This is a genomic window from Allobosea caraganae (assembly GCF_003351345.1).
GTDB lineage: Bacteria > Pseudomonadota > Alphaproteobacteria > Rhizobiales > Beijerinckiaceae > Allobosea > Allobosea caraganae.
Window position 1 is genome coordinate 872878 of sequence record NZ_QQTO01000019.1, and the last position, 23413, is coordinate 896290.

Sequence of the window (23413 nt, forward strand, 5' to 3'; positions counted from 1 at the left end):
CACATGGTCGCCATCAGCCTGAACAAGGTCCGCAAGAGCTACGGCAGCCATGCCGTGATCCACGACGTCGATCTCGACATCGCCAGCGGCGAGTTCCTGGTGCTGGTCGGCCCGTCCGGCTGCGGCAAGTCCACGTTGCTGCGGATGATCGCCGGGCTGGAGGAGATCAGCGGCGGCGAGGTGAGGATCGGCGCGACGGTGGTCAACGCGCTCTCGCCGTCCGAGCGCAACATCGCCATGGTCTTCCAGGACTACGCGCTCTACCCGCACATGACCGTGACCGAGAACATGGCCTTCGGCCTCAAGATGCGGAACGAGGCCGTCGCCGAGATCGACAAGCGCGTCGCTGCCGCGGCCGACACGCTCAAGCTGCGCCCGTTGCTGGAGCGGCGGCCGAGCCAGCTCTCCGGCGGCCAGCGCCAGCGCGTCGCCATGGGCCGCGCCATCGTGCGCGACCCGCAGGCCTTCCTCTTCGACGAGCCCCTGTCCAATCTCGACGCGGCGCTGCGCATCGAGATGCGGCTCGAGATCGCCAAGCTGCACCGGCGCATGCGGGCGACGACGATCTACGTCACCCATGACCAGGTCGAGGCGATGACGCTCGCCGACAGGATCGTGGTGATGAATAGCGGCCATATGGAGCAGGTCGGCCGGCCGCTCGACCTCTATCGCCGCCCGGCCAGCCTGTTCGTCGCCCGCTTCATCGGCAGCCCGGTGATGAACACGCTGCCGGTGCCCGTGGTGCGGCCGAGCGGTGGCGGGCTCGAAGTCACGCTGGGCAAGGCGCGGATCGCCGTCCCCGATGGCGCGGCGGGCCCGGAGCTGACGCTTGGCGTCAGGGCCGAAGACCTCGCCGCCTGCGCGCCGGAGCAGGCCTGGTTCTCGGGGCCGCTGGCCGTCGTCGAGCGTCTCGGCGCCCAGACCTTCGGCTATCTCGACATCGGCGCGGAGCGGATGGTCACCGTCGAGTTTCCGCGCGGCAGCGATGTCGAGATCGGCAATATCGCCCATGTCAGCGGCGATACCGAAAACCTGCACTTCTTCGATCAGGAGACGGGGCTGCGCCTCAACTGATCTCCCGATTCGACCGAAGCGAAGCGGACCTCGTAAGGGCTGGCGGCAAGGTCGTGGGGTTGGAGCCCCGCACGACAGGCCAAGCGCCATCCCGCCCAGCTCAATTTCGGCGACGGTTTCGCCTATGCCTGCCGCGTGCCGCTGCTCCAGAAGGGGCTCAGCCGGACCGATCTGCTATGAAGAACGGATTGGATTGCTGGCCAGATCGTCTGCTTGCACCGGCTAGATCGCCGTGCGTCCTATCGGATGCAAAGTGGCGATCTAGACTTTTGTTATTGCATCGGATCTTTCCGAAAACCGGATTCCACTTTTCGGTCCGATGCTCTAGTTGACGCGGCGCTTCTCCAGCTTGCGGGCCAATGTCCGCCGGTGCATGCCGAGCCGGCGGGCCGTCTCGGAGATGTTGAAGTCGGTATCGACCAGCGTTTCGTGGATGCGCTCCCATTCGAGGTTCTTCAGCGAGGTCTGCCGCTGCGTCAGAGGCACCTCGGCATCGCCATTCGCCTTGCCGAAGGCCGCCTCGATGTCGTCGGTGTTGGAGGGCTTGGCGAGATAGTGGCAGGCGCCGAGCTTGATCGCCTCGACCGCCGTCGCGATGCTGGCGAAGCCGGTCAGCACCACGATCCTCATCTCCGGATCGCGGGCATGCAGCAGCTTGACGCATTCCAGGCCGGAGCCGCCGACCAGCTTGAGGTCGACGACGGCGTAGTGCGGCAGGCCTGAGGCGAGCTGCACCTTCAGTCCGTCGATGCCGTCGCAGGACGACACCGCATAACCCCGCCGCTCGAACGAGCGGGCGAGCGCGCGGGCGAAGGCCGGATCGTCCTCGATGACGAGAAGCCGCCGCTCAGACTGCATCGGCCCGTTCCCTCGCAAGCACGTTGAACGGCAGCGTCAGGGTGACCGCCGCGCCGCCTTCCGGCCGGTTGGCGGCCGCGACCGTGCCGCCCAGCTTACGCAGGACATTGACGACAAGGAACAGCCCGAGTCCGCCGCCCGGGCGCTGCTTGGTCGAGCGGTAGGGCTTGCCGAGCTCGGAGAGGATCGCGCGGTCGAAGCCTGAGCCCGCGTCGCTGACGGTGATGACGAGCCTGTCGTCGCGCCGCTCGGCATGCACGCCGATCCAGGCCGGAGAGGCCTCCAGCGCATTGTCGAAGACATTGAAGATCACCTGCTTCAGCGCCGGATCTGAGACCATCGGCTCATTGGGGCTGAAAGCGTTGGAATAGTCGAGGGCGGAGGGCGAGCGCAGCGCCCGCCACTCCGAGACGAGGTCGTCGACGAAGGCGTGGACGCTCGTCCTGACCGGACCCTCGCCGCGCGCCTCGCCGGAGGACATCAGGATGCCGGTAACGATCGCCTTGCAGCGGTCGATCTGGGCCTGCATCTCGCCGATCTCCTCCGCAAGGTCGGGGTCGACCCGGAAGACGGGCATGCGCCGCCAGTCGTTCAGGATAACGGAGAGCGTCGCCAGGGGCGTGCCGAGCTCATGGGCGGCGCCGGAGGCGAGCAGGCCCATGCGAACGATGTGGTCCTCCTCGGCGGCGCGCTGGCGCAGGTCGGCGAGATGCCCGTCGCGGATGCGCAGGTTGCGGCTGATGCGCTGGATGAAGAAGGCCAGCAGGCTCGCCGCCAGCACGAAGCAGACGAACATGCCCTTGATGTGCAGGCCGAAGAGATCGCCGGTGTGCGCGTCAGGCAGTTCGATCTCGCGATAGATGTTGATCAACCCGACGAAGCAGCTGCTGGCGATGACGACCAGAAGCCAGGTCGACCAGGCTTCGAGCAAGACCGCCCCGAGCGCGACCTGCAGCAGGTAGAGCGCGATGAACGGGTTGGTGGCGCCGCCGCTGAGATAGAGCTGGATGGTCAGGCCGGTCACGTCGAGCAGAAGCTCGACGAAGAGCTCGGTATTGCTGATCCCGTCATGGCCGCGATGCCTGAGCAGGCTGACGATGTTGAGCAGCACGAGGCCGCCGATGACCAGCGCCATCTGCTGAAGCGGCAGGGCGATGCCGAACCAGTGCTCCGCGACGAGGATCGTCAGCACCTGTCCGCCGACCGCGAGCCAGCGCAGCTGGATCAGCAGAAGCAGGTTCTTCCGATTGGTGGTGTCCTGGACGGTAATCGCCGCGCTCCTGAGATCTAGCGGGCGGCGGCGGTCAGGCGCATGTCGGCGCCGCCCCGGCCTCTGCGGCGCAGCAATTCGCCGCCGATGACCCGGATTGTCGCGCCAGCGACCATCAGCGCCAGCGCGAACCAGGTCAGCGCGTAGGCGAGGTGGTTGTTGCTGAAGCGCACGACCGTCAGCCCGCCAATGGGAAACCCGCCGGGATTGGGCGTTGCATCCGCATCGATGAAATAGGGGGCTACGGTGCCAAGGCTGCGCGCCACCGCGATGGCCTCGACATCGCGCGAGTACCAGCGCCCGGCGGCGGGATCGTTCTCGCGCAGGAAGCCGCCCTTCGGCTCGGAGAGGCGCAGGAGCCCAGTCACCGCAGCATCGCCCTCGGCCTGTCCGGCGGAGCGGGAGGCGGGGTCGCGACGCTCGGGCGGCACGAAGCCGCGATTTACCAATACGGTGAAGCCGAGGTCGGATTGGAAGGGCGTCATCACCCAGGAGCCGCCGCCATGCTCCGTCACGGCCTGCACCAGCGTCTCGCGCTCGTTCAGGAAATGACCGTTCAGCTTGACCCAGCGGTATTCGTCGGTCGCGATGGTTGCCCAGCGCTCCGGGCCGGGCGCCGCGACCGGCGGAGCATGAATGCGGCTCTCGACGCGCTCGATCAGCGCCAGCTTCCAGCCGAGCCGCCCGACCTGCCAGATGCCGAGCCCACCGAAGCCGGCTGTCGCGGCCAGGCCAAGCAGGCCGAGGAGGACAAGCAGCGCGAGCGAGCGCGCAGGCCTCCGCCCGGAGCCGGCCGAGATCGTCACGGCATCTGCCTCATGTCGTGGACCGACGGCATCATGTTGGTGTTGAGGTGGTACATGACCCAGAGCGAGCCGGCGAGCGCGATGACCACGACGATGATGGTGAAGACCAGCGCCATCATGGTCCAGCCGCCCTCCGAGCGGCCGTTCATGTGCAGGAAATAGATCATGTGGACGATGATCTGGGCGACGGCAGAGGCCACGACCGCGAAGGCGGTGAGCTGCTTGCTCTCGATCAAGCCGCTCATCACCAGCCAGAACGGGATCGCGGTCAGGATGACCGAGAGCGCGAAGCCGGTCATGTAGCTGCGCAGGGAGCCGTGCGGGTGCCCCGGCTCGGCGTGATGATCGGCGTGGGCGTCGGTGCTCATCGCAGCATCCCCATCAGGTAGACGAAGGTGAAGACGCCGATCCAGATGACGTCCAAAAAGTGCCAGAACATGCTCAGGCACATCAGGCGGCGGCGATTGGCCGGGATCAGCCCGTGGCGCGCCACCTGCGTCATCAGGGTGACCAGCCAGATGGTGCCGAAGGTGACGTGCAGGCCGTGCGTGCCGACCAGCGTGAAGAAGGCGGAGAGGAAGGCGCTGCGCTGCGGCGTCGCGCCGATCTCGATGAAGTGGTGGAACTCGTAGAGCTCGATGCTGAGGAAGGCGAGGCCGAACAGGCCGGTGACCGCGAGCCAGGCTTGCGTCGCCCCGACGCGGTCCTTCTCCATGGTCAGCATGGCGAAGCCATAGGTGATGGAGGAGAGCAGCAGCATCGTGGTGTTGAGCGCCACGAGCTTCAGATCGAACAGGTCCTTCGGCGAGGGGCCGGCGGCATAGTTCGCGCCCAGCACCCCGTAGATCGCAAACAGGATCGCGAAGATGAGGCAATCGCTCATCAGGTAGATCCAGAAACCCAGCGGCGTGCTGTGGCCCTCGGGATGGGCGTGCTCGTCCGTCAGATAGAAGACCGGCGCTTCGTCCGGCGTGATGGTCTGGGGGCTCGTCACGGCTCAGGCTCCCGATCCGGCGAGGAGGCGCGTGCGCGCATCCTCGGTGCGCACGACCTCTTCGGCGGGGATGTCGAAGTCGCGGTTGTAGTTGAAGGTGTGGGCGACCACTGTCGCGAGGATCGCGACGAAGCTCAGCGCGGCCAACCACCACATGTACCAGATCAGCCCGAAGCCGAGGCAGGTGCTCAAGCCCGCCAGGATGATGCCGGTGCCGGTGTTGCGCGGCATGTGGATCGGCTTGAAGCCCTCGAGCGGGCGCTCATAGCCGCGCTGCTTCATGTCGGCCCAGGCGTCGTTGTCGTGGATCACCGGCGTGAAGGCGAAGTTGTAGTCCGGCGGCGGCGACGAGGTCGCCCATTCCAGGGTACGGCCGTTCCAGGGATCGCCGGTCGTCTCGCGCAGCGCCTCGCGCCGCCAGATGCTGACGCCGATCTGCACCAGGAAGAAGATGATGCCGAGCAGGATCATGAAGGCGCCGAGCCCGGCGATGACGAACCAGATCTGCAGCGACGGGTCGTCGAAGACGCGCATGCGCCGGGTCACGCCCATCAGGCCGAGGATGTAGAGCGGCATGAAGGCGAACCAGAAGCCGACCACCCAGAACCAGAAGGAGAGCTTGCCCCAAAAGGGTTCGAGCCTGAAGCCGAAGGCCTTCGGCCACCAGTAGATCATGCCGGCGAAGAGCCCGTAGAGCACGCCGCCGATGATGACGTTGTGGAAATGCGCCACCAGGAACAGGCTGTTATGCAGCACGAAATCGGCCGGCGGCACCGCGAGCAGCACGCCGGTCATGCCGCCGATGACGAAGGTCAGCATGAAGGCGAGCGTCCACATCATCGGCAGCTCGAAGCGGATGCGGCCGCGATACATCGTGAACAGCCAGTTGAAGATCTTCGCGCCGGTCGGGATCGAGATGATCATCGTCGTGATCCCGAAGAAGGAATTCACGCTCGCGCCCGAGCCCATCGTGAAGAAATGGTGCAGCCAGACCAGGTAGGACAGGATGGTGATGACGACGGTCGCGTAGACCATCGAGGTGTAGCCGAAGAGGCGCTTGCCGGAGAAGGTCGAGGTCACCTCGGAGAAGATGCCGAAGGCCGGCAGAATCAGGATGTAGACTTCCGGATGGCCCCAGATCCAGATCAGGTTTACGTACATCATCGGGTTGCCGCCGAAGTCGTTCGTGAAGAAGTTGGTGCCGACGTAGCGGTCGAGCGCGAGCAGGGCGAGCACGGCCGTCAGCACCGGGAAGGTCGCGACGATCAGCACGTTCGTGCACAGCGAGGTCCAGGTGAAGACCGGCATCCGCATCATCGTCATGCCCGGCGCCCGCATCTTGATGATGGTGCAGACGAGGTTGATGCCCGACAGCGTGGTGCCGACGCCGGCGACCTGCAGCGCCCAGATGTAGTAGTCGACGCCGGCATCCGGGCTGTAGCCGATGCCCGAGAGCGGCGGATAGGCGAGCCAGCCGGTGCGGGCGAACTCGCCGACGAAGAGCGACATCATGACCAGCACCGCGCCGGCCGTGGTCATCCAGAAGCTGAAATTGTTCAGGAAGGGGAAGGAGACGTCGCGCGCGCCGATCTGCAGCGGCACGACGTAGTTCATCAGCCCGGTCACCAGCGGCATCGCCACGAAGAAGATCATGATCACGCCATGGGCGGTGAAGATCTGGTCGTAGTGCTGGGCCGGCAGGTAGCCGTCGGAGCCGTTGAAGGCCATGGCCTGCTGGAGGCGCATCATGACCGCGTCGGAGAAGCCGCGCAGCAGCATGACGATGCCGAGCACCATGTACATGATGCCGATGCGCTTGTGGTCGACCGTGGTGAACCACTCGCGCCAGAGATAGCCCCAGAGGCGGAAATAGGTCAGCGCGCCGAGCAGCGCGAGGCCGCCAAGCGCCACCACGGCGAAGGTGGCGAGCAGGATCGGCTCATGCAGCGGGATCGACTCCAGCGTCAGCCGGCCGAAGATCAGCTTGAGAAGGGTGGCAGTATCGGGCACCGGGCAATCTCGCTTCAGGAATTGGAGGGCCGGGCGGAGCCGAGCAGCAGCGACAGCGATGCCGGCCGTCGGGGCGAAAGCTCGGGCAGCGGCAATCCGGCGCCGCGGATCGGCGCCGTCTGGCGGCGGGCGGAGGCCGCCGGGGCGCGGGTCGTCAGCGCCTGCGCCTCCTCGATGGTGCAGACGCTGGCGACATAGCCGGGCTCGGCGCCGAAGACGGCGCCGCGGCGGGTGTATTTGTCGTAGGCGAGCGGCAAGGTGTTGGCGATGCCGGCGAGGCCGAGCCCGCCCTTGGCGTCGACCGCCATCATCTCGCTCATGCACATCTTGCCGGGCTCGACGCAGAGGTTGAGGATGGCGTCGAACAGTTTGGGATCGAAGCCGGAATAGCGCCGCACCGGCTCGTTCTCGCTGGGGCGCTCAAGCTGGAGATAGGTCGCGCGGTCGAGCGTCGCGCCCGCCGCCTTCGCCTTGGCGACCCAGCCGTCGAAATCGCCGTCGGACAGGCCGAGGAACGCGAAGCGCATGCCGGAGAAGCCGGCGCCGCTATAATTTGCCGAGAAGCCCTGATAGCGGCCGGGCGCGTTGATGACGGCGTGGAGGCGGGTCTGCATCGCCGGCATCGCGTAGATCTGGCCGGCCAGGGCGGGGATGTAGAAGGAGTTCATCACCGAGGAGGCGGTGATGCGGAAATGGATTGGGCGGTCGACCGGCGCAGCCAGTTCGTTGACCGTGGCGATGCCCTGCTCGGGGTAGATGAACAGCCATTTCCAGTCGAGCGCGACGACCTCGACCTCGAGCGGCTTTGCGGCCTCCGGCACGGAACGCCCGGCCGCGAGGCGATCGAGCGGCCGGTAGGGATCGAGCAGGTGCGTGCCCATCCAGGTGAGGGCGCCGAGGCAGATGATGATCAGCAGCGGCGCCGCCCAGATGACCAGCTCGAGCCCGGTCGAATGGTCCCAGTCGGGCTCGTAGCGCGCCTGCCGGTTGGAGTTGCGGTAGCGCCAGGCGAAGAGGATCGTCAGCGCCATGACCGGCACGATGATCAGCAGCATCAGCGCGGTGGAGATGATGACGAGATAGCGCTGCTGGGCGGCGACGTCGCCCGCCGGGGACAGCACCACGAAGTTGCAGCCGCCGAGCAGCGCGAACAGGGGCAGCAGGGCGACGAGGCGGAGACGGTTCAAGACACCGACCTTTCGGCAGGGAGCGGACGAGACAGGGTTAGCTGCGCTGCAGCAACCGGGACATTGGACAATTTGCCCAATGCCTCTCATGCCTTGAATGGGGCTAGGGAAAAGGCTGCGGGGCCTTATGTTGCGGTGCCGCAATTCGATTCACGCGCGACGGTGCAGATTCATGGCGCAGATCCCGATGACGGCGGAACGCGATGCCAGCCGCATGCATGAGCGCCATGGCGAGGTGAATCCGGGCGAGATCGCGATCGGCGTCATCATCGGCCGCACCTCGGAGTTCTTCGACTTCTTCGTCTATGCCATCGCCTCGGTGATCGTGTTCCCGAAGCTGGTCTTCTCCTTTGTGGATCCGCTGACCGGCACGCTCTACTCCTTCGCCATCTTCGCGCTCGCCTTCGTGGCGCGGCCGGTCGGCACGGCCATCTTCATGGCGATCGACCGCGCCGCCGGAAAGAGCGCCAAGCTGACGCTGGCGCTCGTCCTGCTGGGAACTTCGACCTGCGCGATCGGCTTCCTGCCCGGCTATGACAGCATCGGCATCGCCTCGGTCTGGCTGCTGGCGCTCGCCCGCATCGGCCAGGGCATTGCGCTCGGCGGCACCTGGGACGGCCTCGCTTCTCTGCTGGCGCTGAACGCGCCACAGCGCCATCGCGGCTGGTACGCCATGATCCCGCAGCTCGGGGCGACGCTCGGGCTGATCGTCGCGAGCGCGCTCTTCGCCTTCTTCGTCGGCAACCTCTCGGCGGACGACTTCCTGAGCTGGGGCTGGCGCTACCCGTTCTTCGTCGCCTTCGCGATCAACGTCGTGGCGCTGTTCGCGCGGCTGCGCATGGTGGTGACACCAGACTACCAGAAGCTGTTCGAGACCCGCGACCTGCAGCCGGAGCGGATTTCCGAGACGCTGCGCGCGGAGGGCCGCTATGTCGTGATCGGCGCCTTCGCGCCGCTGGCCAGCTTCGCGATGTTCCACATGGTCACGGTCTTCCCGCTGTCCTGGGTGTTCCTGTTCACGAAGGAGGGCCCGGCGCGCTTCCTCGTCATCGAGGCGATCGGCGCCGTCTTCGGCACGGTCGCGATCGTCGCATCGGGCCTCATCGCGGACCGGATCGGCCGGCGCTACCTGCTCGGCTATTGCGCCGTTGCCATTGCCGTCTTCAGCGGCTTTGCGCCGCAGCTGCTCGATGGCGGCGTGGTCGGCGAGACGGTGTTCATGATCGTCGGTTTCGTGCTGCTGGGCCTGTCCTTCGGCCAATCTTCGGGCTCGGTCGCCTCGGCCTTCTCGCCGGCCTATCGCTATACCGGCTCGGCGATCACCTCCGACCTCGCCTGGCTCTTCGGCGCCGGCTTCGCGCCGCTGGCGGCGCTGATGCTCTCGACGCAGTTCGGGCTGATCTCGGCCGGCGCCTATCTGCTCTCCGGCGCGGCCTGCACGCTGATCGCCCTGCGGCTGGACCGGCGCTGGGAAGCGCGCCGGACCGACGAGGATCGGGACTGACGCGGGCCTCAGGCGATCTCCGCCGTCCTGTCGCGGAACTGCCTGACCGCCCAGTCGATGAACACCCGCAGCCGCGGCGAGAGCTGGCGCGTGTGCGAGTAGAGGATGTGAACCGGCAGGGCCGGGACCGGGTAGTCGCCGAGCACCTCTACCAGCGCGCCGCTCGCCAGCTCGGAGACGACGCGGTAGCGCGGCACCTGGATCAACCCCAGCCCGAGGCAGGCGGCCGCGACATTGGTCTCCGGGCCGTTGACGGTCACCGTCGCCGGCAGGGTCAGCTCGCGGAGCTTGCCCGCGATGGTGAAGGCGAAGGGGGCGATCTTGCCGGTATCCTGCGCCAGCAGGCCGATCATCTCATGGCCCGCCAGGTCGTCGGGTGTCCCAGGCGTGCCGAAGCGGCTGAGATAGGCGGGGCCGGCGAAGGTGCCGCGCGCCAGCGTCGCGAGATGGCGCCGGATCAGCGGGCTGTCGGCGAGGTCGCCGGCGCGCAGGATGCAGTCGAAGCCTTCCCGGATCATGTCGAGCGGCTGGTGGGCCTCGCCGATATGCAGCTTGATGTCGGGATAGGCCTTCAGGAAATCGGGCAGGCCGGGCAGCAGGAAATGCCGCGCCTGGGTGCCGTGCACGTCGATGCGCAGCAGCCCTGACGGCTTGGCGCCGACGAAGGCGCCCTCGGCGTCCTCCAGGTCGGCAATGAGGCTGACGCAGCGTTGGTAATAGGCCTCGCCGTCCAGCGTCGGGCTGACCTGACGGGTCGTGCGCTGCAGCAGCCGCACGCCGAGCCGGGCCTCCAGCCCCTTCACGGCGTCGGTGACCGAGGAGCGGGGCAAGCCGAGATCGTCGGCGGCTTGGGTGAAGCTGCGCCGCTCGACGATGCGGGTGAAGACGCGCATGGCGTCGAAGCGATCCATTGTCCGACCTATCGAATAGTGATGTCGGATCATGCCAGATTATCCGCGACTGGAGAAGCCGCATCTTGTCATCACCAGCCGCCGAGCACCGGCGGCCAGCACGGAGACAAGATCATGACCAGCCAGACCCAGACCAGCAAAGTCGCCATCGTCACCGGCGCCTCGGGCGGCATCGGCGCCGCCATTGCCGAGCGTCTCGCCAGGGACGGCTTCACCGTCGTGGTGAACTATGCCGGCAACGCCGCCCCGGCCGAGGCGCTCGTCGCCCGCATCGAGGCGGCCGGCGGCCGGGCCGTCACCGCCCAGGCCGACATCTCGAACGCGGACGCCGTGCGCCGCATGTTCGACTCGGCCGAGACCGCCTTCGGCGGCGTCGACGTCCTGATCAACAATGCCGGCATCATGAACCTGGCGACCATCGCCGAGAGCGACGACGCGCTCTTCGACCGGCAAATCGCGGTCAACCTGAAGGGTACCTTCAACACCCTGCGCGAGGCGGCCAAGCGCCTGCGCGACGGCGGCCGGATCGTCAACTTCTCGTCGAGCGTCGTCGGCATGCTGCAGCCGGGCTACGGCGTCTACGCCGCGACCAAGGCCGCGGTCGAGGCGATGACCAGCATCCTCGCCAAGGAGCTGCGCGGCCGCAACATCACGGTCAACGCGGTGGCTCCCGGCCCGACCGCGACCAAGCTCTTCCTCGACGGCAAGCCGCAGGAGGTCATCGACCGCCTCGCCAAGCTGGCGCCGCTCGAGCGCCTCGGCCAGCCCGAGGACAGCGCCGCCACCGTCGCCTTCCTGGTCGGCCCGGACGGCGCCTGGATCAACGGCCAGACGCTGCGCGCCAATGGCGGGATCATCTGATCCCCGGCCGGCCGACGCTCCTCCTTTGCCTCAATCAATCGATCTTACGCCATTCAGAAGGAATTTCGTCATGCCCAAGCCTGTCATCCTCGTCACCGGCGCCTCCTCGGGCTTCGGCCTGATGACCGCCCGCGCCCTCGCCGAAGCCGGCCATACCGTCTACGCCTCGATGCGCGAGACCGTCGGGCGCAACGCCCCGCGCGTCGCGGAGGTCGCGGCCTGGTCGACGGAGAAGGGCCTCGACCTGCGCAGCGTCGAGCTCGACGTCCAGTCCGATGCCTCGGCTGAAGCCGGAATCGCCCGGATACTGAAGGAGGCCGGCCAGCTCGATGTCATCGTCCACAATGCCGGCCACATGGTCTTCGGCCCCGCCGAGGCCTTCACGCCCGACCAGTTCATCCAGCAATACGACGTCAACGTGCTCGGCGCCCAGCGCGTCAACCGCGCCGCCCTGCCGGCGCTGCGCCGGCAGGGCAAGGGCCTGCTGGTCTGGGTCGGCTCGTCCTCGACGCGGGGCGGCACGCCGCCTTTCCTGGCGCCCTATTTCGCGGCGAAGGCGGCGATGGATTCGCTCGCCGTGAGCTATGCCTCGGAACTGGCCCGCTGGGGCATCGAGACCACGATCATGGTGCCGGGTGCCTTCACCAAGGGCACCAACCACTTCGCCCATTCCGGCACGCCGTCAGACACGGCGCGCGCCGCCGAATACGAGGCCGGTCCTTATGCCGGCGTCGCCGACAAGGCGCTGAAGGGTCTGGCTGCGCTCGAGCCGGCCGATGCCGACCCGGCCGAAGTCGCCCGCGAGATCGTGCGGGTGGTCGGCACGCCCTTCGGCAAGCGGCCGTTCAGGGTTCATGTCGACCCGTCGCAGGATGGCGCCGAGGTGGTCAACGGTGTCGCCGACCGGATGCGCCGCGAGATCTTCCGCAATATCGGCCTCGAAGACCTGTTGCACCCGGCGGTCGTGGGCTGAAGGCGAGCAGCTTCGAAGCCTGGCCTTGACGATATGAACGTGGTGCGCAGCCCTGCGCGCCACGTTTTCGCCGTTGGGCTAACGCTCCGGCCCGCCGGTGACCGCATCGATCCCCGAGCGCTCCGGCGCGGGCTTCATCAGGCTGGCGATGCCCGCCCCGGCGAGGATGATGACGGCGCCTGCGACGACGAAGCCGTTGAGCGCGTCGCCGAAGACCAGAACGCCGACCATCGAGGCCCAGATCATCCGGGTGAAGTCGATCGGCATGATCACCGAGGTCTCCGCCAGCTTCGAGGCCTTGGACAGCGCGAGCTGGCCGAGCGTGGCGAAGAACGCCATGACGCAGAGTTCGCCGAACTGGCTGAGCGTCGGCCATTGCCAGACCGTGAGGGCGGGGATGAGCGTGATCGGGACCAGGAAGAGCGCGACATAGGCCGTGATCGTCAGGCTCGATTCGGTTCGCGCCAGATCGCGGATGGAGACCATGACGAGGCCGGAGAAGAGCGAGGAGACGATGATCAGCAGCGACCCGGTCGAGACGATCTGCAGGCCCGGCCGCACGATCACCAGGACGCCGGCGAAGCCGAGCGCGAGCCCGGCGATCTTCGGGCCGGTCAGGCGCTCCTTCAGGATCAGCGCGGCGAGCAGCGCGGCGGCAAGCGGGGCGGTGAAGCCGATCGCCGTCGCCTCCGCCAGCGGCACCAGGCTGAGGCCGAAGAAATAGGTCAGCATGAAGCCGGCATTGAACAGCGCCCGCACGAAATGACCCATCGGCCTGGCCGTGCGCAGCGCCGCGAAGCGCCCCGGGATCAGCAGCGGGATGACGAAGGCGACGCCGAGCAGGTTGCGGAAGAAGGTGACCTCGAACGGGTGCAGCTCGGACGAGATCCAGCGCACCGAGGCATGGTTCGCCGTCAGCATCACGGAGGCGACGAGCATCCACATGACGCCCGGCAGGCGTTGGCTGTCTGGCGGGCTGGCGGTCATGGAAAGTCCGGAGGTTGGGCGAGGCGGCGAGGGCGGTGGCCGTCACGACTCCCGTCGCGGCGATCAATGCATGTTCGAACATATCTCACAATGACGAACATCGTGAAACTCTGGACAGTTCGGCCGGCTGCGCGTATTTCAGGCGATTGCAACGGGGACTTGCGGCATTGAGCGATCAGGCGGAGCTTTCGGTTTCGAAGACGCTGGGCGAGGATGTTTACCGGAGGTTGCGCTCCGATCTGCTGTCGGGGCGGCTCAAACCCGGCCAGCGCCTGCCGTTCCGCAATCTCAGCGCGACCTACTCGGTCGGCATCGCGCCGCTGCGCGAGGCGATGTCGCGGCTGGCTTCCGAGCAACTGGTCGATTTCGAGGGGCAGCGCGGCTTCACGGTCGCCGCGGTCGAGGCCGGCGATCTCCTTGAGCTGGCTAAGTTGCGCGTGCAGCTCTATGTCGACGCGCTCGAGCGCGCGATCAGGCGCGGCGACGATGCCTGGGAATGCGAGATGCTCGTCGCCTTCCACATGCTCGAAAAATGCCCGCGCCCGAAGAATGACGGCTCCGACGGCGATTATGACGAGTGGGAGCGGCGCCATGAGCGCTTCCATAACAGCCTGATCTCGGCCTGCGGCTCGCGCTGGCTGATCAAGTTCTGCCAGACCCTGTCGGAGCAATACGGCCGCTATCGGCGCTATGTGACGCTGGAGATGTCGGCCTCCGAGGCCTATTGGACGCGCGTCCAGGCCGACCACAAGAAGCTGCTCGACCAGACGCTGGCGCGCAATGTCGAGGCTGCCGTGGAGGCTGCGCGCGAGCATCTCGAGGCGAATATCCAGCAATTGCTGGCGCTTTACGATGAGCGTTCCCTTGGGGAGGCCTCAGCGCCTCCCGGTGCCAAGAAGGCCGTCAAGGGCGCCGCGCCGAAGCGCGCCGCCAAGATGCCGGCCTAGTCTCGCGCCTGCGCGGCCTCCCGGCCAAAACGCAACTTAAAGCGGTACTGAGGCTCCCGGCCGCGATTCCCGCCGCGGCCGCCGATCCTTTGCGCGCCGCGTCGTCCCGCGCCCGCTGGCGGCCGTTCGTGCATATGCTCATGTGAAAGGCAGCTGTGCCGAACATATGCCCTTGTCGGTGAGTGATATTCGAATATTTTCATTTTGTTCGATCATCGCTATCGTGTGGAGACATAGGTGCCATCCAAGGATGGAGAGCCCTCGTCACGAAGGGCAAAGGGGAGGGAGATGCACGCTGTGGCCGATCAAGCCGCGCTGGCTGCCGAATGCGCAGCACGGCGTCACCCCGTCCGAATCAAGGCCCGCCCGGGCGCAACGACGCCGGCCGGGGCGAGGGCGCGCTGATGCTGGTCTTCCTTGCCCGCCGCCTGATGCAGCTCGTTCCGGTCGTGCTCGGCGTCTCGCTGATCGTCTTCCTGATGATCCACGTCATTCCCGGCGACCCGGCGCAGCTCATCGCCGGGCCGGAGGCGACGCCCGCCGATATCGAGGTGGTGCGGACCTCGCTCGGCCTCGATCGCTCCCTGCCGGTGCAGTACCTGACCTTCCTGGGCAAGGCGGTCACGGGCGATTTCGGCCAGAGCTTCCGCACCGGGCGGCCGGTGATCGAGGAGATCGGCGCGCGCTACTGGAACACGCTGGCGCTCGGCTGCGTCGCGATGGTCTTCGGCACGGTGCTCGGCCTCGCCATCGGCGTGGTCACCGCCGTCTATCGCGGCACCTGGATCGACAATGCCGTGCTCGGCGTCTCGCTGCTCGGCATCTCGGCGCCGTCCTTCTTCCTCGGCATCCTGCTGATGCTGCTGTTCTCGGTGAGCCTGCAATGGCTCCCGCTGACCGGGATGGGTAGCTGGCAGAACTTCATCATGCCGGGCCTGACGCTGGGCATTCCCAATGCGGCGGTGATCGCGCGCATGGCGCGCACGAGCCTGCTCGAGGTGCTGCAGCAGGATTATGTCCGCACCGCGCAGGCGAAGGGGCTGGCCGGCCCGGTCGTCGTGCTCAGGCACGCGCTGCGCAACGCGCTGATCTCCGTCGTCACCGTGGTCGGCCTGCAAATGGGCTACCTGCTCGGCGGGGCCGTCGTCACCGAGACGGTCTTCGCCTGGCCCGGCATCGGCCGGCTGCTGATCCAGTCGATCAGCTCGCGCGATTTCCCCGTGGTGCAGGCCTCGGTCCTCATCCTCGCGCTGACCTTCGTCATGATCACCCTCATGACCGACGTGCTCTACCGGCTCGTCGATCCGCGGATCGAGATCAAATGAGCATGGAAGCCTCCCGCGCCGCCGAGCCCAACGGAGCCACGCCGGCCTTGTCGCTACCGTTCGCCAGCGCACCGTCGCGCAGCCGGCTGCGCAAGCAATGGGCCCGGTTCAGCCGCTCGAAGCTGGCGATTCCCGGCGGCGTCATCGTCGCGGTCTTCGTTCTCGTCGCGATCCTCGGGCCGTTCCTGGCGCCCTGGGACCCATACGAGAACGACCTGATGAACATGCTGATGCCGCCGACCTGGGAGCATCCGTTCGGCACCGACGAGCTCGGGCGGGACATCCTGTCGCGCGTGCTCTACGGCGCGCAATTGTCGATGGTCGAGGGTATCTTCTCGGTGGTGCTGGCGATGCTGGCCGGTGTGCCGGTCGGCATGATCGCCGGCTATGTCGGCGGCCGCACCGACACGGTGCTGATGCGGCTGGTCGACGTGCTGCTGGCCTTTCCGGGCGTGCTGCTCGCCATCGTCATCGTCAGCGTGCTCGGCGCGAGCCTGTTCAACGCGATGATCGCGGTGGCGATCTACACGATGCCGATCTTCGCGCGGCTGGCGCGCGGCGCGACGCTCTCGATCAAGGCGGAGCCCTATGTCGAGGCCTGCCGGGCCATGGGCATGACGCATCGGCGCATCCTGCTCAGGAACATCCTGCCCAACATCGCCTCGACGCTCTTCGTCATGGCGGTGCTGCGCGTCTCGCTGGCGATCCTGACGGCGTCGAGCCTGAGCTTCCTCGGCCTCGGCGCCCAGGCGCCTCTGCCGGAATGGGGCGCGATGCTGGCGAGCGGGCGCAACTACATGCTGATCGCGCCGCATGTCGCGCTCTTCCCGGGCGGCGCCATCGTCCTGCTCGTGCTCGGCCTCAACCTGCTGCAGGACGGCCTGCGCATGGCCTTCGATCCCAAGATGGTCGAGCGTTGATGCGGTCCGGACGCGAGCGCCCGAACCGCGATCGCGTCGCAACCGGACGGTACCGTCCGGTTGCGAGAAACGCGATCGCTCTTGAATGGCATGGCTTGCTCGAAAAACCGGTTCCCACTTTTTCGCGCCATGCACGCGCCTCAGTAGGCGAGGAAGGCCTGGTAGGCCTCGGAGAGGTCGGTGACCGTCGCCTTCAGCAGCCGCTCGCCATGCTCGGGGCAGGACATGGACGGGTCGGAGCCGATGCGGCCGTCCGGATAGCGCATGCGGTAGTCGAGCGAGTGGAAGAAGTCGGTGTGCGGAGGGGCGACCTTCGGCGACATCTCGACATGCTTGATGTCGTCGGGACGGTAGAACTGCACCAGCGAGATCTCGGCCGCGGTCGCGTGCATGCCGCTATTGCCATGGTAGAGTTCCTGGGCCAGCGCCCGCGTGCGACCGCCGGCCTGCCACATCATGGTCATGCAGCGGGTCTTGAAGGCGGCCGGGTTGGCGCCGAGCGAGGCGTCCGCGTAGATCTCGTCGAAGGCGGCTTTCAGCGGCGTGACGTTGCCGCCATGGCCGTTGAGGAAGAAGAACTTCTCGAAGCCGTGGACGTTGAGCGACTGCACGATGTCGCGGACCATGGCCGCCATCGTGCTCGGGCGCAGCGTCACCGAGCCGGTGAAGCCGAGATGGTGCTGCGACATGCCATAGGTCAGCGTCGGCGCGACATAGGCGTTGCAGACCTCGCCGACGCCCTTGGCGACAAACTCAGCGCAGAGATGGTCGGTGCCGATCAGGCCGTTGGGGCCGTGCTGTTCGGTGGCGCCGATAGGGATGATGATGCCACGGGTGGTGTCCTTCGCGAGATAGGCCTCGACCTCGGGCCAAGTGGCGTGCGCGAGCTGCATTACGAGAAACTCCTGAATAGCGATTCTGGCGACATGAGGCGTCAGGGTCCTCCCCATCCAGAACCCACGGTAACGAGTCGCAGTCAGGCGATGACGCAAATGAATGCGACTCGCCCTGCAACCCTTGTCTACTCTACTGCATAAGCGCCGAGATAATAATATACTATAATGCATAGCCGCTATACTAAAATAAATCTTTAGATTTATAGTGAGTTGCTATGATGTACCGATGTTATGTGGCGCTGTACTGTTGTTGGGGCAGGGCGCCGGGATCAACGATGGAAAGGGCTGACCATGTCCCGCGCGATTTCTCGACGGACCCTGTTGAAGACCACGGCAGCTGGCGGCGCCCTGGCGCTGGCGCAGTTTCCGCGCGGCGCGGCGGCGCAGGGCGCGACGACGCTGAAATTCGCGACCGGCACCGATGCGGTGACGATGGACCCGCACATGGCGGTCGACATCCCCTCCGCCCGCGCCTTCCTCCAGGTCCACGAGACGCTCGTCGCGGCCGGTCAGGACGGGCAGGTGCGCGGCGTTCTCGCCGAGAGCTGGACGACCTCTCCCGACGGGCTGGCCTGGACCTTCAAGCTGCGCAAGGGCGTCTCGTTCAGCGACGGCACGCCCTTCAACGCTGCCGCGGTGAAGTATAACTACGACCGCCTCGCCGACCCCGCGATGGGCTCGCCGCGCCGCGTCGGCGCCACCGCCGGCATCGCGGGCGTCAACGTCGTCGATGACGAGACGGTCGAATTCCGCACCGCGACGCCGCTGGCCCCGCTGCTGCTGCGTCTCGCGCATTACAACTTCGCGATCATGAGCCCGAAGGCAGCCCAGGCCGCCGGCAAGAACTACTCGCTCACGCCCATCGGCACCGGCCCGTTCGTCATGTCCAAGTGGAGCCGGGACGAGACGATGACCTTCACCCGCAACGAGACGTATTGGGGGCCAAAGCCCAAGCTGGCCTCGCTCGAGTTCCGCACCGTGCCGGAGGACAACACGCGGCTGCTGATGCTGCTCTCGGGCGACACGCACCTGATCTCGAACGTCACGCCGGTGATGGTGCCGCGGCTGAAGGGCTCGCCGAAGGTCGCGCTGCTGCAGGAGCCGAGCACCCGCACGATCTATCTCGGCCTCAATCGGTCGATCGCGCCCTTCGACAAGCCGCAGGTGCGCGAGGCGGTCGCTGCCGCGATCGACTACAAGTCGATCGTCGAGCAGGTGCTGCGCGGCTTCGCCACCCAGGGCGGGGCCTTCGATCCGCCCTTCATCCCCGGTTCGGTCGCGCTGCCGCCCTACACGTTCGATCCCGAGCGCGCCAAGAAGCTGCTGGCCGAGGCCGGCCTGCCGAACGGCTTCTCCGCCGATTTCTACTTCACCACCGGCCGCTACCTGAACGACAAGGACGTCGCGCAGGCGATCCAGGCGCAGCTCGCCAAGGTCGGCATCAAGCTCAACATGCAGAGCCCGGAATTCGGCACCTTCATGGGCGTGATCAGCGCCAAGAAGGCCGGCATGTTCATGGCGGGCAAGGGCAACCCGGCCTTCGACCTCGATGGCGGGCTCTCGCTCTACGTCACCACCGGCGGCGGCATGAACTACACCAACTATGCCGATCCGGAGATGGACAAGCTCGTCGCCCAGCAGCGCACGATCATCGACCCGGTCGAGCGCCAGAAGGTGCTGAAGACGATCCTCGAGAAGATCCGCGCCGATGCGCCCGAACTGGTGCTCTACTACGAGCAGATGCTGTTCGCGGCGCAATCCAACGTGAAGGGCGTGGTGATCACGCCGAACGAGTACGTCTCCTTCGTGAACGCCACGATCAGCTGACGCTGCTGTCGCTCTGCCCTTCTGGCGCTCAGCGGAAACCTCACCGCGTCATCTCGGACAAGCCGCGTAAGCGGCGCCGCTCCGGGATCATCGTAAGGCTCCGCAGCGCCCTATGATGGATCCCGGAGCTCCGCTGCGCTCCGTCCGGGATGACGGCGCTTGATTCTGGCAGATTGGCGCGTGCTTCAGCGCACCAGGATATGCGCCTTGCCGATCACGTCGAGGCGCACGCGCGTGCCTGGCGCCGGCAGGTCGAGGCTCGAGGCGTGGACGAGGATGCGCTCTCTCGCGCCATTGGCCTCGACCGCCACGGTGATGGCGCAGAGCGAGCCGCCGAACTCGATATCCTCGACCTCGCCATGGCAGGCGCCGGCTTGCTCCTGCCCCGGCGTGGCGGGCGACAGCCTGATCTGCTCGGGCCGCAGCATGACAGAGACCCGGCCGGTGCGGGCGGCGGTCTCGGCCGGAATGCGCCCGAGCGCGCAGGTGGCGAACCCCTCGCTGAGTTCGGCGTGAAGCACCGTCGCGTCGCCGAGGAACAGCGCCGTGTCGCGGTCCTTCGGCTGCCAGTAGAGCGCGTGCGGCGTGCCGACCTGCGCCAGCCGCCCCTGCCTGAGCACCGCGACCTGATCGGCGAAGGAGAGGGCCTCGGCCTGGTCATGCGTGACCAGGATCGCGGTGATGCCGGCCTGCTGCAGCACCCGCGCCACCGATTTGCGCACGGCTTCGCGCAGGCCGGCATCGAGCGCCGAGAACGGCTCGTCGAGCAGCATCAGCGCCGGCTTGCGCGCCAGCGCCCGGGCCAAAGCCACGCGCTGCTGCTGGCCGCCGGAGAGCTCGTGTGGGCGGCGCGTCAGCATGGCGCGGTCGAGCTCGACCATGTCCATCAGCTCGGCGATGCGATCGTTGCGTGCGGCATCCCCGCGTTCGAGGCCAAAGCCGATATTCTCGGCAACGTCCAGATGCGGGAACAGCGCGCCGTCCTGCGGCACGTAGCCGATGCCGCGGCGGTGCGCCGGGGCGATCAACGGCCCGTCCGCCAGCACCTGGCCATCCAGCGTCACGCTGCCTGAATCAGGTGACTCGAAGCCGGCGATGATGCGCAGCAGCGTGGTCTTGCCGGAGCCGGACGGCCCGACGATGGCGGTGCGGCTGCGCGCGGGCACGCTGAGGTCGATGCCGTCGAGTGCGGCCTGCTGCCCGTAGCGTTTGCTGACGCCGGAGATGTCGAGCAGGCTCACTGTCCGCTCGCCCGGCGCGATTGCGCATGCAGGAGCGCGGTGAGGGGCAGGGACAGGACGATCATCAGCGCGGCATAGGGCGCGGCGCCGGCATAGTCGAGTTCGTTGGTCAGGGACCAGAACTGCGTCGCGAGCGTAGTCGTGCCGTTGGGGGCGAGCATCAGCGTCGCGGTCAGCTCGGTGGTGATGCCCATGGCGACGAGCGCCATGCAGGCGGCGACGCCGGGCGCTGCGAGCCGCAACGTCACCGAGAGGATCGCCAGCAATGGCCGGCGGCCAAGGCTCACAGCGGCGCGCTCCAGCTCGACCGGCACCTGGGCGATGCCGGAGCGCAGGCCGACGAGCGCGCGCGGCAGGAACATCAGCGCATAAGCGAGCAGCACCGTCGCGACGCTCTGGTACAGCGGCGCGATCCTGACGGTGACCGTGACCAGCGCCAGCGCGACGACGACGCCGGGCAGGGCGCCGACATAGTAGTGGCTGCCTTCCAGCATGCGCTGCAGCCGGCCCGGCGCCCGCACCGAGAGCCAGGCCATCGGCGCAGCCGCGAGCGTCGTGACCAGCGCGCCACTGAGGGCATAGAGCAGGGTCTCGCCAAAGGCCGCCGCGAGCTCCGGTGCCTGCCAGGCCGCGCCGTGGCCGGCGGCGAGCCAGCGCGCGAGCGTGTAGGCGGGGATGCCGAGGCCGAGCCCGGCCAGCGCCAGCGGCAGCAGCAATGCAGGGACCCGCGCCCGGCCGAGGCGGCGGCGCGTCACCGGGCGGGGTGCGCCGGAACCGACGCGGGCATAGCGGGCATCGCCCCGGATCAGCACTTCCAGAGCGAGCAGGCCGAGGCATGACAATACCAGCACGCCGGCCAGCATGTTGGCGGCGGGGCCGTTATAGGTCGACTGGAACTGGTCGACGATCGCGGTGGTGAAGGTGTCGAAGCGGATCATGGCGTAGAGGCCGTATTCGGCGAGCAGATGCAGGCCGATCAGCAGCGAGCCGCCGCAGATCGCGATGCGCAATTGCGGCAGCACCACGCGCAGGAACACCCGCCACGGTGCCAGGCCGAGCGAGGCGGCGGCATCCTCCAGCGCCGGGTCGAGCCGGCGCAACTGCGCCGAGACCGGCAAGTAGAGGAAGGGCAAATAGGCCAGCACGGAGACGAGCATCGCGGCGAAGAGGCCATGCATGCCCGGTGCGAGGCCGATCCAGGCATAAGAATGCACGAAGGCGGGGATCGCGAGCGGGGCGACGGCGAGCCAGGACCAGAGCCGCGCGCCCGGCAGGTCGCTGCGCTCGGTCAGCCAAGCCAGCGCGACGGCGAGCGCGATGCAGGCCGGCAGGGTCAGCGCCTCCAGCAGCACGGTATTCACGAGCAATTCGGCGACGCGCGGCCTGAAGATCAGGGCTGAGGCCGTCTCCCAGCCGGTCTGGATGGTGATCCAGAGGATGAAGCCGAGCGGCAGCAGCGCGGCGAGCGAGACCAGCCAGGCCAGCCCGAACAGGGATTTGGAGCCGAGCTGCCGGTCGCGCCGCAGCGGCAGGGCCTGTGTCGCAAACATGCGATTGGCGGGGAAGGGCGATGTCTGGGAGGTCATGACAATGGGCTGCGGCGAAACGCAGTGGAGGCGGGGTATTCCCCGCCTCCACGATGCTCGATGCAGCGTGGGCTCAGAGCAGCCCGGCCGCCGTCATCAGGTCGGAGACCTTCTTGCTGTCGAGCGTGGAAGGCTCGACCTTCGGTGCCTGCAGCTTGGCGATCGGCTCCAGCTTGGCGTTCGACTCAGCGCCGTTGCCGATGGCGTATTCGAAGGAATCGCCGTCGCGCAGCACGGCCTGGCCCTGCTTGCCGCTCATCCACTTCACGAAGGCCTCGGCCTCCTTCTTGTGCTTGCTCGATGCCAGCACGCCGGCGCCGGAGGTGCTGAGGAAGGCGCCGGGATCGCTGTTGCGGAAATAGTGCAGGCCGACATTGGCGCTGTTCTCGGCCGTCTTCGCCTGATCGCCGAAGTAATAGTAGTGGTAGATCACCGCGCCATCGACCTCGCCGGCATTGACGGCCTTCATGGCGACGCTGTTGCCGCGATAGGCGGTCGAGTTCGCCTTCATCGCCTTGAGCCAGTCGACTGTCACCGTCTCGCCCTTGAGCTGGAGCAGCGCGCCGACGATCGCCTGGAAATCCGCGCCCGACGGCGAAGCGGCCCAATGGCCCTTCCACTTGGGATCGGCGAGGTCGAGCATCGACTTCGGCAGGTCGGCCTCCTTCAGCTTGCGCTTGTCGTAGACGAAGACCGTGCTGCGCGCGGCGACGCCCATCCAGTGGCCGTCCTTCGGCCGGAAGCCTTCCGGAACCTGGGCGAGGACATCCTGCGGCAACGTGGCGAAGAGCCCGGCCTTGTCGACCAGCACCATGGCCGGCGAGTTCTCGGTGACGAAGACGTCGGCGGGGGAGGCCGCACCTTCCTGCACGAGCTGGTTGGCGAGCTCGGTGTCGCTGCCCTGGCGCATCGTGACCTTGATGCCGGTCTCCTTGGTGAAGCCCTCGGCCCAGGCCTTGGTCAGGCTGGCATGCTGGGCGTTGTAGACCGTGATGCCGGCGGTGTCGGCAGTCTGCGCGCTGGCCATGCCGGCGCCGGTGATCGTGACGCCCAGCGCGAGGATGCGCGCCAAGGATGCAACTGCGTGCCTCATTATAGTAACTCCATTTTGGCCCGAGAAAGATGGGCCAAGTATCGGAGCTTAGATTCTCGTGGCGATGACCTGTCAAATTTTCTATTCTTGATTTAGAATAATTATAATGAAGCTATAACCTGAGTTATTCTAGGCAAAAGCAG

21 protein-coding genes are annotated in these 23413 nt (G+C 67.1%); 8 read left to right on the forward strand and 13 right to left on the reverse strand.

Translation table 11 applies throughout. The annotated features are described in order from the left end of the window. The first annotated feature begins 3 nt into the window (after positions 1–3). On the forward strand, positions 4–1074 hold the full coding sequence (locus DWF00_RS12380) for an ABC transporter ATP-binding protein (protein ID WP_114828035.1): 1071 nt from the start codon (positions 4–6) through the stop codon (positions 1072–1074). A 324-nt stretch (positions 1075–1398) separates the two neighbouring features. On the opposite strand, the gene DWF00_RS12385 is transcribed toward DWF00_RS12380, so the two are convergent. The 7 genes from DWF00_RS12385 to cyoA form a co-directional block, all read right to left on the reverse strand. Continuing rightward, the gene (locus tag DWF00_RS12385; RefSeq protein WP_114827849.1) at positions 1399–1932 is read right to left on the reverse strand and encodes a response regulator transcription factor; all 534 of its coding nucleotides are present in this window, start codon (positions 1930–1932) and stop codon (positions 1399–1401) included. Then, a complete protein-coding gene (locus tag DWF00_RS12390; RefSeq protein ID WP_342769094.1) occupies positions 1922–3124 on the reverse strand; it encodes an ATP-binding protein in 1203 nt (400 codons plus the stop codon). Before DWF00_RS12390 ends, DWF00_RS12385 begins: the two co-directional genes overlap by 11 nt. Positions 3125–3219: 95 nt before the next feature. Further along, positions 3220–4002, reverse strand: coding sequence for an SURF1 family protein (locus tag DWF00_RS12395; protein ID WP_425453111.1), 783 nt, complete (start codon positions 4000–4002; stop codon positions 3220–3222). A gap of 2 nt (positions 4003–4004) precedes the next feature. After that, the gene (cyoD, locus tag DWF00_RS12400) at positions 4005–4376 is read right to left on the reverse strand and encodes a cytochrome o ubiquinol oxidase subunit IV (RefSeq protein ID WP_114827851.1); all 372 of its coding nucleotides are present in this window, start codon (positions 4374–4376) and stop codon (positions 4005–4007) included. Next, positions 4373–5002: a cytochrome o ubiquinol oxidase subunit III gene (cyoC, locus tag DWF00_RS12405; protein ID WP_114827852.1), complete on the reverse strand. Its 630-nt coding sequence runs from the start codon at positions 5000–5002 to the stop codon at positions 4373–4375. Before cyoC ends, cyoD begins: the two co-directional genes overlap by 4 nt. Positions 5003–5005: 3 nt before the next feature. Further along, entirely contained in the window at positions 5006–7012 is a 2007-nt protein-coding gene (gene cyoB, locus DWF00_RS12410) for a cytochrome o ubiquinol oxidase subunit I (RefSeq protein ID WP_114827853.1), read from the reverse strand. Between the two features lie 14 nt (positions 7013–7026). Further along, the gene (gene cyoA / locus DWF00_RS12415) at positions 7027–8199 is read right to left on the reverse strand and encodes a ubiquinol oxidase subunit II (RefSeq protein WP_114827854.1); all 1173 of its coding nucleotides are present in this window, start codon (positions 8197–8199) and stop codon (positions 7027–7029) included. A 172-nt stretch (positions 8200–8371) separates the two neighbouring features. Between cyoA and DWF00_RS12420 the strand changes: the two genes are divergently transcribed. Further along, positions 8372–9703: an MFS transporter gene (locus DWF00_RS12420; RefSeq protein ID WP_425453102.1), complete on the forward strand. Its 1332-nt coding sequence runs from the start codon at positions 8372–8374 to the stop codon at positions 9701–9703. An 8-nt stretch (positions 9704–9711) separates the two neighbouring features. Here the strand turns inward: DWF00_RS12420 and DWF00_RS12425 are convergent, their stop codons facing one another. Next, positions 9712–10614, reverse strand: coding sequence for a LysR family transcriptional regulator (locus DWF00_RS12425; protein ID WP_114827855.1), 903 nt, complete (start codon positions 10612–10614; stop codon positions 9712–9714). Positions 10615–10728: 114 nt separating this feature from the next. On the opposite strand from DWF00_RS12425, the gene DWF00_RS12430 reads away from it, so the two are divergent. Then, entirely contained in the window at positions 10729–11475 is a 747-nt protein-coding gene (locus tag DWF00_RS12430; RefSeq protein ID WP_114827856.1) for an SDR family oxidoreductase, read from the forward strand. 70 nt (positions 11476–11545) lie between these two features. Further along, positions 11546–12448, forward strand: coding sequence for an SDR family oxidoreductase (locus DWF00_RS12435; RefSeq protein WP_114827857.1), 903 nt, complete (start codon positions 11546–11548; stop codon positions 12446–12448). Positions 12449–12526: 78 nt separating this feature from the next. On the opposite strand, the gene DWF00_RS12440 is transcribed toward DWF00_RS12435, so the two are convergent. Continuing rightward, positions 12527–13435 (reverse strand): DMT family transporter, encoded by a 909-nt coding sequence (locus DWF00_RS12440; protein ID WP_114827858.1) that lies wholly within the window; start codon positions 13433–13435, stop codon positions 12527–12529. Between the two features lie 167 nt (positions 13436–13602). Between DWF00_RS12440 and DWF00_RS12445 the strand changes: the two genes are divergently transcribed. From DWF00_RS12445 to DWF00_RS12455, 3 genes are all read left to right on the forward strand, one after another. Then, the gene (locus DWF00_RS12445; RefSeq protein WP_147283645.1) at positions 13603–14382 is read left to right on the forward strand and encodes a GntR family transcriptional regulator; all 780 of its coding nucleotides are present in this window, start codon (positions 13603–13605) and stop codon (positions 14380–14382) included. A gap of 404 nt (positions 14383–14786) precedes the next feature. Next, positions 14787–15707 carry an ABC transporter permease gene (locus DWF00_RS12450; RefSeq protein ID WP_114828038.1) on the forward strand — a complete coding sequence of 307 codons (921 nt, stop codon included), beginning with the start codon at positions 14787–14789 and terminating at the stop codon, positions 15705–15707. Beyond that, entirely contained in the window at positions 15704–16627 is a 924-nt protein-coding gene (locus DWF00_RS12455) for an ABC transporter permease (RefSeq protein WP_245973847.1), read from the forward strand. The genes DWF00_RS12450 and DWF00_RS12455 overlap by 4 nt, the downstream gene beginning before the upstream one ends. 140 nt (positions 16628–16767) lie before the next feature. Here DWF00_RS12455 and DWF00_RS12460 read toward each other — a convergent pair whose 3' ends face one another. After that, positions 16768–17520 carry a creatininase family protein gene (locus tag DWF00_RS12460; RefSeq protein WP_114827861.1) on the reverse strand — a complete coding sequence of 251 codons (753 nt, stop codon included), beginning with the start codon at positions 17518–17520 and terminating at the stop codon, positions 16768–16770. A 294-nt stretch (positions 17521–17814) separates the two neighbouring features. Here DWF00_RS12460 and DWF00_RS12465 point away from each other — a divergent pair, with 294 nt between their 5' ends. Continuing rightward, a complete protein-coding gene (locus DWF00_RS12465) occupies positions 17815–19350 on the forward strand; it encodes an ABC transporter substrate-binding protein (protein ID WP_181832502.1) in 1536 nt (511 codons plus the stop codon). Positions 19351–19535: 185 nt separating this feature from the next. On the opposite strand, the gene DWF00_RS12470 is transcribed toward DWF00_RS12465, so the two are convergent. The 3 genes from DWF00_RS12470 to DWF00_RS12480 form a co-directional block, all read right to left on the reverse strand. Continuing rightward, entirely contained in the window at positions 19536–20591 is a 1056-nt protein-coding gene (locus DWF00_RS12470) for an ABC transporter ATP-binding protein (RefSeq protein ID WP_114827863.1), read from the reverse strand. Next, complete coding sequence (locus DWF00_RS12475) at positions 20588–22177, reverse strand: ABC transporter permease (protein ID WP_425453103.1); 1590 nt, start codon at positions 22175–22177, stop codon at positions 20588–20590. The genes DWF00_RS12470 and DWF00_RS12475 overlap by 4 nt, the downstream gene beginning before the upstream one ends. Positions 22178–22250: 73 nt before the next feature. Beyond that, positions 22251–23270 carry an iron ABC transporter substrate-binding protein gene (locus DWF00_RS12480; protein WP_114827864.1) on the reverse strand — a complete coding sequence of 340 codons (1020 nt, stop codon included), beginning with the start codon at positions 23268–23270 and terminating at the stop codon, positions 22251–22253. Positions 23271–23413: the final 143 nt, after the last annotated feature.

Bases quoted from the DNA above. Each gene is read 5' to 3' on its own strand.
- DWF00_RS12430 (WP_114827856.1), top strand. From the start codon at position 10,729: ATGACCAGCCAGACCCAGACCAGCAAAGTCGCCATCGTCACCGGCGCC.
- DWF00_RS12380 (WP_114828035.1), top strand. From the start codon at position 4: ATGGTCGCCATCAGCCTGAACAAGGTCCGCAAGAGCTACGGCAGCCAT.
- DWF00_RS12475 (WP_425453103.1), bottom strand. From the start codon at position 22,177: ATGACCTCCCAGACATCGCCCTTCCCCGCCAATCGCATGTTTGCGACA.
- DWF00_RS12480 (WP_114827864.1), bottom strand. From the start codon at position 23,270: ATGAGGCACGCAGTTGCATCCTTGGCGCGCATCCTCGCGCTGGGCGTC.
- DWF00_RS12460 (WP_114827861.1), bottom strand. From the start codon at position 17,520: ATGCAGCTCGCGCACGCCACTTGGCCCGAGGTCGAGGCCTATCTCGCG.
- DWF00_RS12455 (WP_245973847.1), top strand. From the start codon at position 15,704: ATGAGCATGGAAGCCTCCCGCGCCGCCGAGCCCAACGGAGCCACGCCG.
- DWF00_RS12425 (WP_114827855.1), bottom strand. From the start codon at position 10,614: ATGGATCGCTTCGACGCCATGCGCGTCTTCACCCGCATCGTCGAGCGG.
- DWF00_RS12465 (WP_181832502.1), top strand. From the start codon at position 17,815: ATGTCCCGCGCGATTTCTCGACGGACCCTGTTGAAGACCACGGCAGCT.
- DWF00_RS12435 (WP_114827857.1), top strand. From the start codon at position 11,546: ATGCCCAAGCCTGTCATCCTCGTCACCGGCGCCTCCTCGGGCTTCGGC.
- cyoD (WP_114827851.1), bottom strand. From the start codon at position 4,376: ATGAGCACCGACGCCCACGCCGATCATCACGCCGAGCCGGGGCACCCG.
- DWF00_RS12440 (WP_114827858.1), bottom strand. From the start codon at position 13,435: ATGACCGCCAGCCCGCCAGACAGCCAACGCCTGCCGGGCGTCATGTGG.
- DWF00_RS12450 (WP_114828038.1), top strand. From the start codon at position 14,787: ATGCTGGTCTTCCTTGCCCGCCGCCTGATGCAGCTCGTTCCGGTCGTG.
- DWF00_RS12385 (WP_114827849.1), bottom strand. From the start codon at position 1,932: ATGCAGTCTGAGCGGCGGCTTCTCGTCATCGAGGACGATCCGGCCTTC.
- DWF00_RS12420 (WP_425453102.1), top strand. From the start codon at position 8,372: ATGGCGCAGATCCCGATGACGGCGGAACGCGATGCCAGCCGCATGCAT.